The 8793-nt window shown below is 72.1% G+C and carries 9 protein-coding genes; 6 read left to right on the top strand and 3 right to left on the bottom strand.

Features of this window, described 5'->3' with window-relative positions:
* The first annotated feature begins 157 nt into the window (after positions 1-157).
* On the top strand, positions 158-1216 hold the full coding sequence (locus ACE3T5_RS19840) for a response regulator transcription factor (RefSeq protein WP_374669837.1): 1059 nt from the start codon (positions 158-160) through the stop codon (positions 1214-1216).
* Positions 1217-1220: 4 nt separating this feature from the next.
* Here ACE3T5_RS19840 and ACE3T5_RS19835 read toward each other — a convergent pair whose 3' ends face one another.
* The gene (locus tag ACE3T5_RS19835; protein ID WP_374669836.1) at positions 1221-1655 is read right to left on the bottom strand and encodes a DUF1841 family protein; all 435 of its coding nucleotides are present in this window, start codon (positions 1653-1655) and stop codon (positions 1221-1223) included.
* A gap of 83 nt (positions 1656-1738) precedes the next feature.
* Here ACE3T5_RS19835 and ACE3T5_RS19830 point away from each other — a divergent pair, with 83 nt between their 5' ends.
* The 5 genes from ACE3T5_RS19830 to ACE3T5_RS19810 are packed head-to-tail and all read left to right on the top strand — an operon-like array spanning position 1739 to position 6403.
* A complete protein-coding gene (locus ACE3T5_RS19830) occupies positions 1739-2440 on the top strand; it encodes a 3-oxoacid CoA-transferase subunit A (RefSeq protein ID WP_374669835.1) in 702 nt (233 codons plus the stop codon).
* Positions 2441-2451: 11 nt separating this feature from the next.
* Positions 2452-3093 (top strand): 3-oxoacid CoA-transferase subunit B, encoded by a 642-nt coding sequence (locus ACE3T5_RS19825; protein ID WP_374669834.1) that lies wholly within the window; start codon positions 2452-2454, stop codon positions 3091-3093.
* A 46-nt stretch (positions 3094-3139) separates the two neighbouring features.
* Positions 3140-4345 (top strand): 3-oxoadipyl-CoA thiolase, encoded by a 1206-nt coding sequence (pcaF, locus tag ACE3T5_RS19820; RefSeq protein WP_374669833.1) that lies wholly within the window; start codon positions 3140-3142, stop codon positions 4343-4345.
* Position 4346: 1 nt separating this feature from the next.
* A complete protein-coding gene (locus ACE3T5_RS19815; protein WP_374669832.1) occupies positions 4347-5630 on the top strand; it encodes a serine hydrolase domain-containing protein in 1284 nt (427 codons plus the stop codon).
* A 14-nt stretch (positions 5631-5644) separates the two neighbouring features.
* Positions 5645-6403, top strand: coding sequence for a sulfite exporter TauE/SafE family protein (locus tag ACE3T5_RS19810; RefSeq protein WP_374669831.1), 759 nt, complete (start codon positions 5645-5647; stop codon positions 6401-6403).
* A 5-nt stretch (positions 6404-6408) separates the two neighbouring features.
* Here ACE3T5_RS19810 and kefC read toward each other — a convergent pair whose 3' ends face one another.
* Together kefC and ACE3T5_RS19800 are read right to left on the bottom strand one after the other, a co-directional pair.
* Positions 6409-8319: a glutathione-regulated potassium-efflux system protein KefC gene (gene kefC / locus ACE3T5_RS19805; RefSeq protein WP_374669830.1), complete on the bottom strand. Its 1911-nt coding sequence runs from the start codon at positions 8317-8319 to the stop codon at positions 6409-6411.
* Positions 8319-8793 (bottom strand): NAD(P)H-dependent oxidoreductase (locus tag ACE3T5_RS19800; protein WP_374669829.1); only part of this gene is annotated, 475 nt, incomplete at its 5' end. The genes kefC and ACE3T5_RS19800, both read right to left, overlap by 1 nt.

Here is an 8793-nt window from a genome sequence, read left to right as displayed (position 1 = left end):
ATCGCTCCCCGCGTAGGCCAATGCGACCTACTGGATGAACTCGGCGCGCCTCAGGGTCGTTCAACCGCGCGGTTCGCAGCAGCCGGCTCGCCGGTCAACGCGAACCGTTTACTTCACAAGCTCTGAGACGCGCGCCCGCAGGCACAATCGAAGCGTCATGGCCCGCATCCTGGTGATCGAGGACGACCGCGTGCAGCGCTTCGCGGCCGTGCGCGCGCTGCAGACGGCCGGGCATGACGTGCTTGAAGCCGCCGACGGCGCCGAGGGCCTGGCGATCGCCCGCGTGCAGCAGCCCGACCTGATCGTCTGCGACGTGCGCATGCCCGGCATGACCGGCTACGAGGTCGTGCGCGACCTGCGCCGCGACGCGCACCTGTACACCGTGCCGGTCATCCTGCTGAGCATGATGACCGAACGCGAGAACGTGCGCCTGGGCATGGCCGCCGGCGCCGACGACTACCTCACCAAGCCGTTCCGCTTCGAGGAGCTGTGCGAGGCCGTTTCGGTGCTGCTGCGCAAGCGCAAGGCCTACCAGGACCAGGCCGCCAGCGTGATGGGCCCGAAGTTCGAGGCCGCGCTGCGCGAGCAGCGCCGAGAGCTGGCCGACCAGTTCGAGGACCGCCTGCTGCGCGAGCTGGATCGCCGCTGGTCCCGCGGCCTGGGCGCCGGCACCGGCCGCGGCCACGCCGAGGCACTGCTGGTGCTGGTGGATGTGTTCGGCGCCTGGCAGCCAGACTTCGGCGACCCCGAGGCCTGCGAGCGCGCCTACCAGCGCTACCAGGGCGCGCGCGATGCACTCAACCTGTTCGCGCCTACCTACCTGCTGCCCGCCGGCCTGGGCCTGCTGGCGGTGTTCGTGGAAGAGGCCGGCCCGCTCGCGGCCGGCCATGCCCATCGCGCGCTGCGCGCCGGCCTGGCCGTGGCCGGCCGCCTGCCAGCCGAGCCGGGCAGCGGCGCCGTGGCAATGCACCTGGGCCCGATCTCGCTGCTGCGTGTCGCCGACGCCCTGCATGGCGAAGCGGAAGTGACGCTCGTGAGCGGCGAAGGCCCGCAGCAGGCGCATGCGCTGCTGTCGCTGGGCATGGGCCGCGACCTGCGCGCGGTCTGCTCCCCGGCGCTGGCTGCGCTGGCCGGCCCGGCGCTGAAGGCCGGCCAGTCGGTGGCCGAGGAAGCGTTGCAGGCGCTGGAGGTGGTGGCGGTGGAGGGGCGGGAGTAGAGGCTCAATCCCCCGTCGCCCGCCGCTGCACGCAATCGATGTACGCCTGCCCGTCCGGCGGCCGGCCGGCGCGCTGGCTCTCCCACAGCATGCGGCCCAGGCACTCCATCGCTTCATGGTGCGCCTCGTGCAGCGAGTCGCGGCGCGCGGCGAGCAGCTCCACCGCCTGGCGGATGCCGCGCGGCTGGTCGATGGAGCATTGCTCGCTGATCGACAGGTGCATGGACAGGTGCAGGAAGGGGTTGGTCCGGCCGTCGGCACCGTCATAGGCGCGCGCCACCGCCGCTTCGACATCGGCCAGGTCGGCGTGGTACTCAGGGTGCTCGGCGATCCACTGGCTGGCCAGCGTCTCCAGCGCGTCCATGGGGGCGCCCGCGCGCGTCTTCGCGTGCACGGCGCAGAAGAAGCGCCGCACGTCTTCCTGTGAGGGGCTGAACATGGGCCGGAGGCTAGCACGCCGCCACCTGCGGCGCAGGGCCGGCCAATCCTTTCCATAATCCCCGGCAGCAACAGGAGACAGGCATGATCGACAAGATCGCCGCCAGCGTGGCCGATGCGCTGGCCGGCATCGCGGATGGCGCCACCGTCATGGTCGGCGGCTTCGGCACCGCGGGCATTCCCGGCGAGCTGGTGGAGGGCTTGATCGAGCAGGGCGCGCGCGACCTCGTGATCGTCAACAACAACGCCGGCAACGGCGACACCGGCCTCGCCGCGCTGCTGAAGGCCGGGCGCGTACGCAAGATCATCTGCAGCTTCCCGCGCCAGGTGGACAGCCACGTGTTCGACGGCCTGTACCGCGCCGGCCGCATCGAGCTGGAGCTGGTGCCCCAGGGCAACCTGGCCGAGCGCATCCGCGCGGCCGGCGCCGGCATCGGTGCCTTCTACACGCCCACGGGCCACGGCACGCCGCTGGCCGCGGGCAAGGAGACGCGGGTGATCGACGGCCGGCCCTACGTGCTGGAGTACCCCATCCACGCCGACGTGGCTCTGATCAAGGCCGAGCGCGGTGACCGCTGGGGCAACCTCACCTACCGCAAGGCCGCGCGCAACTTCGGGCCGATCATGGCGATGGCGGCGAAGCGCACGGTGGCGAGCGTGTACGAGGTGGTGGAACTGGGCGCGCTGGATCCGGAGGTGATCGTCACGCCGGGGCTCTTCGTGCGGCACGTGGTGTGCATTCCGCGCACCGCCACCCAGGCCGGCGGCTTCCGCCAGGCCGCCTGAGGGGACCACCCATGACCTGGCAACCCCTCACCAAGGCCCAGCTGGCGCAGCGCGTGGCGCGCGACATCCCCGACGGCGCCATCGTCAACCTGGGCATCGGCCAGCCCACGCTGGTGGCCAACCACCTGCCGGCGGGCATCGAGATCCTCCTGCACAGCGAGAACGGCATCCTGGGCATGGGCCCCGCGCCGGCCGCGGGCGAGGAGGACTACGACCTCATCAACGCCGGCAAGCAGCCTGTCACGCTGCGCCCGGGCGGCGCCTTCTTCCACCATGCCGACAGCTTCGCCATGATGCGCGGCGGCCACCTGGACATCTGCGTGCTGGGCGCCTTCCAGGTCTCCGCCACCGGCGACCTGGCCAACTGGCACACCGGTGACGCCGACGCGATCCCGGCCGTGGGCGGCGCGATGGATCTGGCCGTGGGCGCGAAGCAGACCTGGGTGATGATGGACCTGCTCACGAAGCAGGGCGCCAGCAAGCTGGTGGCGCAATGCTCCTATCCGCTCACCGGCGTGGCGTGCGTCAAGCGCGTCTACACCGATCTCGGCACGTTCGCCTGCGGGCCGTCGGGCCTGCGCCTGATCGACGCCGTGCCCGGCCTGTCGCGCGCCGAGCTGGAGCGCCTGACCGGGCTGCCGCTGGCTGCGTGACAATGCGGCCGTGCCCGTGCGCACTTCGAACAGGAGACCTTCCCCCATGACCCGACAAGCCTTCATCTGCGACGCCATCCGCACCCCCTTCGGCCGCTACGGCGGTGCACTGTCTTCGGTGCGCACCGACGACCTGGCCGCGATCCCGATCCAGGCGCTCATGGCGCGCAACACCGGCGTGGACTGGCAAGCCCTCACCGACGTGCTGTACGGCTGCGCCAACCAGGCCGGCGAGGACAACCGCAACGTGGCGCGCATGGCCGCGCTGCTGGCCGGCCTGCCCATCGACGTGCCCGGCGCCACCATCAACCGCCTGTGCGGCTCGGGGCTCGACGCGGTGGGCAGCGCCGCGCGCGCCATCAAGGCGGGCGAGGCCGGCCTGATGATCGCCGGCGGCGTGGAAAGCATGAGCCGCGCGCCCTTCGTCATGCCCAAGGCCGAGAGCGCGTTCTCGCGCACCAACGCGGTCTACGACACCACCATCGGCTGGCGCTTCGTGAACCGCCGCATGAAGGAGCTGCATGGCGTGGACTCCATGCCCGAGACGGCCGAGAACGTGGCCACCGACCACGGCATCGAGCGCGAAGCGCAGGACCGCATGGCGCTCGCCTCGCAGCAGAAGGCGGTGGCCGCGCAGAAGGCCGGCTTCTTCGATGCCGAGATCACGCCGGTGACGCTGCCACAGCGCAAGGGCGACCCCATCGTGGTGAAGCAGGACGAGCACCCGCGCGAGACCTCGATGGAGGCGCTGGGCCGCCTCAAGGGCGTGGTGCGGCCCGACGGCACCGTGACCGCCGGCAACGCCAGCGGTGTCAACGACGGTTCCTGCGCGCTCCTGCTGGCCGACGAGGCCACCGCCGCGAAGAACGGCCTCACGCCCCGCGCGCGCATCGTGGGCATGGCCACGGCCGGCGTGGCGCCGCGCGTCATGGGCATCGGCCCGGCGCCGGCCACGCAGAAGGTGCTGGCGTTGACCGGCCTCACGCTGGCGCAGCTCGACGTGATCGAGCTGAACGAAGCCTTCGCCGCGCAGGGCCTGGCCGTGCTGCGCCTGCTGGGCCTGCCGGACGATGACCCGCGCGTCAACCCGAACGGCGGCGCCATCGCGCTGGGGCATCCGCTGGGCGCCTCCGGTGCGCGGCTGGCCACCACGGCGGTGAACCAGCTGCACCGCACCGGCGGCCGCTACGCGCTGTGCACCATGTGCATCGGCGTCGGGCAGGGCATCGCGGTGGTGTTGGAGCGGGTCTGACATGGCCACCGGCGGCGACCGCACCCTGCGCTTCGACGGCCGCGACTACCCCGACGGCCGCGCCTCCGATCCGCGCCGTTTCGGCTGGATGGAGGGCGCGCCGCCGCCGCCGGATCGCCGCGTCACCTTCGCGGCCGACCGCTTCTACGAGTTTCCGCAGATCCGCTGGACCCTCTCGCACACGCGGGAGCTGGTGCCCACGGTCAACGTCTGGCGCGGGCGCGGGCCGTCGCAGTTGCTGGGTGATCCGCAGATCGCCGACGGCGTGGCCATCGAGGCGCTGAAGTTCCAGACCCTCGACGGCCAGCCGATGGGATGGGAGCAGGCGCTGCTCGACACCTACACCGACGGCATCCTCGTGCTGCATCGCGGCCGCGTGCTGTATGAGCGCTACTTCGGCGCCCTGCAGCCGCACCTGCCGCATGCCTGCTTCTCCATCACCAAGAGCTACGTGGGCACGCTCGCGGCCTGCCTGGTGCACGAGGGCGTGCTGGACGCTCAGGCGCGCATCCCGCACTGGCTGCCCGAGATGCAGGGCACGGCCTACGACAACGCCACGCTGCGGCAGGTGATGGACATGCAGATCGGCGTGGCCTACTCCGAGGCCTACGCCGATCCGCAGGCACACATCTGGGCGTACGCGCGCGCCGGCGGGCTGCGGCCCCGCCCGCCGGGCAGTGACCTGCCCGAGGGCTTCCATGCCTACCTGCCCACGCTGCGGCCCGAGGGCGCGCATGGCGAGGCCTTTGCCTACAAGACGGTCAACACCGAAGTGCTGGCCTGGGTGATGCACCGCGCCACCGGCGTGCCGCTGGCACGCATGCTGTCGGATCGCCTGTGGCAGCCGATGGCCTGCCAGGAGGACGGCTACCTCACGGTGGACGCGCTCGGCGTGCCCATGGGCGGCGGCGGGCTCTCGGCCACGCTGCGCGACCTGGCCCGCTTCGGCGAACTGATGCGGCGCGAGGGGGACTGCAACGGCCGCCAGGTGGTGCCGGCCGCGGTGGTGGCCGACATCCGCCGCGGCGCCGATCCCGCGCGCTTCGCCAAGGCCGGCTACACGCTGCTGCCCGGCTACTCGTACCGCAGCATGTGGTGGGTCACGCACGACGCGTTCGGCGGCTTCGAGGGCCGTGGCATTCACGGCCAGCGGCTGTACATCGCGCCTGCCGCGGATCTCGTGGTGGCGCGCTTCGCCTCGCACCCCATTGCCGCGAGCGCCGCGAACGACCCCATCACGCAGCCGCAGCTGCGCGCGCTGGCCGGGCTGCTGGCCGGCCGCTGACCGGCGCGCCGCCCTTGTCGTCGCTGCCCCTGATCACCGACTGGGCGTTCTACGCCGTCGCCATCCCGGCGGTGCTGCTGCTGGGCGTGAGCAAGAGCGGCTTCGGCGCCGGCTTCGGCTCGCTCGCGGTGCCGATGATGGCGCTCACGGTCACCGTGCCGCAGGCCGCGGCGATCCTCATGCCCATCCTGTTCGTGATGGACGTGATGGGCATCGCGGCCTTCCGCCGCCACTTCGACTGGAAGCTGGTGCGCTTCCTGGTGCCGATGGGCCTGGTGGGCACGCTGGTGGGCACCCTGCTGTTCAAGCTGCTCGACGCGCGGGTGGTGGCGGCCATCGTGGGCGTGTTCACGCTGCTGTTCCTGGCGCAGCGGCTGCTGTTTCCGCCCCGCGCGGACAGCCCGCCGCCGCCGAAGTGGCTGGGCGCGATCCTCACCGCCACCTCGGGCTTCACCAGCTTCGTGGCGCATGCGGGCGGGCCGCCCATCAACGCCTACGTCATCCCCATGCGGCTGCCGCCGCTGGTGTTCACCGCCACCATGTCGGTGTTCTTCTTCGTCATCAACCTCAGCAAGTGGGTGCCCTACGCGTGGCTGGGCCTGCTGGACCTGCGCAACATGGCGACCTCGGTGGCCCTGCTGCCCTTCGCGCCCATCGGCGTGATGGTGGGCGTGCGCCTCGCGCACCGCATCCAGCCGCAGCTGTTCTACCGGCTCATCTACCTCGGCATGTTCCTCACCGGGTGCAAGCTGGTGTGGGATGGGTTCCGGTAGGGGATTTACGAGGGCCCCGAGTGGGGCTGTTCCGCAGGCTGGGGTGCAACCCCAGCGCTGGGTGGCGCCTGCGACCGCCCCTCGTCCCACTCCTTCTCGCGTGTCTCGCCCCGGGCGCGCCGCGCCTGAGCCTCGGCGCGCTCGCGCGCCATCTGCTCCTCGAACTGCAGCCGCCCCTGCTTGGCCACGGCGATCAGGCGGGTGCGGTCCTGCTGGTGCAGGTACATCTGCTCGAACAGCTCGATGTTGTGACGGCGGAAGCGCATCGTCAGCCGCCGCGCCTCGGCCGGCTCATGGCCCAGCACCTCCAGCACGGTGCGGCCGCTGCGCAGGCTGGACTCGAACAGCTCGCGCTCGACATGCACCACGTCGTGGTCGCGCAGCGCGTTCCAGTGGGTCACGTCGCGCGCCCGGGCCACCAGCGTGAGATGCGGGAAATGCTCGCGTGCCAGCCGAACGATGGCGAGCGACTGGTCGCGGTCATCCACCGCCACGACCAGCACACGCGCCTGCCCGGCGCCGGCCACGCGCAGCAGGTCCAGCCGCGAGGCGTCGCCGTAGAACACGTGGTAGCCGAAGGCGCGCGCGGCCTCCACCATGTCCGCGTCGTGGTCCAGCACGGTGGAAGGGATACCCTGCGCGGTGAGCAGGCGGCCGACGATCTGCCCGTAGCGGCCGAAGCCGGCGATGATGACCGGCGTGGCCTGCGGCTCGCTGATCTCGTCCAGCGTGCGGCGGGCGCCCGCGAAGCGCGGCAGCACCCAGCGGTCCACCGCCACCAGCAGCAGGGGGCTCACCAGCATCGACACGGCCACCGCGCCGACGAGCAGCGAGGCGGTCTCGGCCGGGAACACGCGCGCGCCGGCCGCCGCCTGGAACACGACGAAGGCGAACTCGCCGCCTTGCGCCAGCAGCAGGGTGAACACCGGCCGCTCCGCGAGCGGAATGCCCATCGGCGCCGCGATGCCCCAGATCACCACCGCCTTGCACACCAGCAGCGCCAGCACGATCAGCAGCATGGCGCCTGGCTGGCGGGCCAGCACGCCGAAGTCGATGCTCATGCCCACCGCGATGAAGAACAGGCCGAGCAGCAGGCCCTTGAACGGCTCGATGTCGGTCTCCAGCTCGCGCCGGTATTCACTCTCGGCCAGCAGCACGCCGGCCAGGAAGGCGCCCAGCGCCATCGACAGGCCCACCTGCTGCATCAGCGCCGCGATGGCCACCACCAGCAGCAGCGAGGCGGCGGTGAAGATCTCTGGCGTGTCGCTCTTGGCGATCCAGCGCAGCAGCGGCCGCAGGGCCAGCCGCCCGCCGAGCACGATGCCGCCGATCACGCCCACGATCTTCAGCGCCTCCAGCGCCCGGTCGCCGCCGCTCGCGGCCTGCGTCTCGTTGCTGCCACCGAGCAGCGGCAGCAGCGCCAGGATCGGGATGGCCGCCACGTCCTGGAACAGCAGGATGGAGAAGCCCGCCTGCCCGCTGGGCGTGGGCAGCAGGTTGCGCTCGGCCATCACCTGCAGCGCGATGGCGGTGGACGAGAGCGCCAGGCCCAGCGCGGCCACCACCGCGGTGCGCCAGGGCACGCCGGCTGCCATGGCCACCGCGGCCAGCAGTGCCGCGCAGCCCAGCACTTGCGCGCTGCCCCAGCCGAAGATGGGCCGGCGCAGGGCCCACAGCCGCCGGGGCTCCAGCTCCAGGCCGACCAGGAACAGCATCAGCACCACGCCGAACTCGGCGAAGTGCAGCACGTCCTCCACCTGCGCGATCAGGCCCAGGCCCCAGGGGCCGATGGCGATGCCGGCGCCCAGGTAGCCCAGGATGGCGCCCAGGCCGAGCGCGCGCGACAGGGGCACGGCGATCACCGCCGCGCCGAGGTAGATCAGGCTGTAGGTCAGCCAGGCGGGGGTGTGTTCCATCAGGCGGGCTCCGCGTCGTCGGCCGGGCGGTCGCCTTCGGGCACCTCGCAGGCCACGCAGGCCGGCAGGTCCTCCAGCTCGGGCCAGTCGGGGTAGCTGCGCAGCCGCTCGGCGAACATCGCCGCATGCGCCGCCACCTCGTCGTCGCTCGCGCGGTGCGCGCCATGCAGCACCATCGGCGGCAGGAAGCGCAGGCCGCACAGCGCGGCCGTCTGCTCGTAGGGCGGCAGGAAGGCGTCGAAGAAGTAGCGGTTGTAGCCCTGCGGGTGGTAGCTGCTTTCAGGCCCGCCGGTGGTGGCCACCAGCCACAGGTCGCGCCCGCGCAGGGCGTCGCCGCCCTGGCCGTAGGCCCAGCCATGGGTCAGCACCTCGTCCAGCCAGAGCTTCAGCAGCGCCGGCATGGAATACCACTGCACCGGATGCAGCAGCACCAGCAGGCGCGCCGCCCGGGCCGCCGCCTGCTCGGCGGGCACG

The sequence above is a fragment of the Ramlibacter sp. genome (genome assembly GCF_041916345.1).
GTDB lineage: Bacteria > Pseudomonadota > Gammaproteobacteria > Burkholderiales > Burkholderiaceae_C > Ramlibacter.
Note: the sequence above shows the minus strand (reverse complement) of the source record. Positions and strands in the feature narration are given on the sequence as shown.

Excerpts from the sequence above, each read along its gene's own strand:
- pcaF (WP_374669833.1), top strand. The coding sequence starts at position 3,140 with ATGACCCGACAAGCCTTCATCTGCGACGCCATCCGCACCCCCTTCGGC.
- ACE3T5_RS19830 (WP_374669835.1), top strand. The coding sequence starts at position 1,739 with ATGATCGACAAGATCGCCGCCAGCGTGGCCGATGCGCTGGCCGGCATC.
- ACE3T5_RS19815 (WP_374669832.1), top strand. The coding sequence starts at position 4,347 with ATGGCCACCGGCGGCGACCGCACCCTGCGCTTCGACGGCCGCGACTAC.
- ACE3T5_RS19835 (WP_374669836.1), bottom strand. The coding sequence starts at position 1,655 with ATGTTCAGCCCCTCACAGGAAGACGTGCGGCGCTTCTTCTGCGCCGTG.
- ACE3T5_RS19840 (WP_374669837.1), top strand. The coding sequence starts at position 158 with ATGGCCCGCATCCTGGTGATCGAGGACGACCGCGTGCAGCGCTTCGCG.
- ACE3T5_RS19825 (WP_374669834.1), top strand. The coding sequence starts at position 2,452 with ATGACCTGGCAACCCCTCACCAAGGCCCAGCTGGCGCAGCGCGTGGCG.
- kefC (WP_374669830.1), bottom strand. The coding sequence starts at position 8,319 with ATGGAACACACCCCCGCCTGGCTGACCTACAGCCTGATCTACCTCGGC.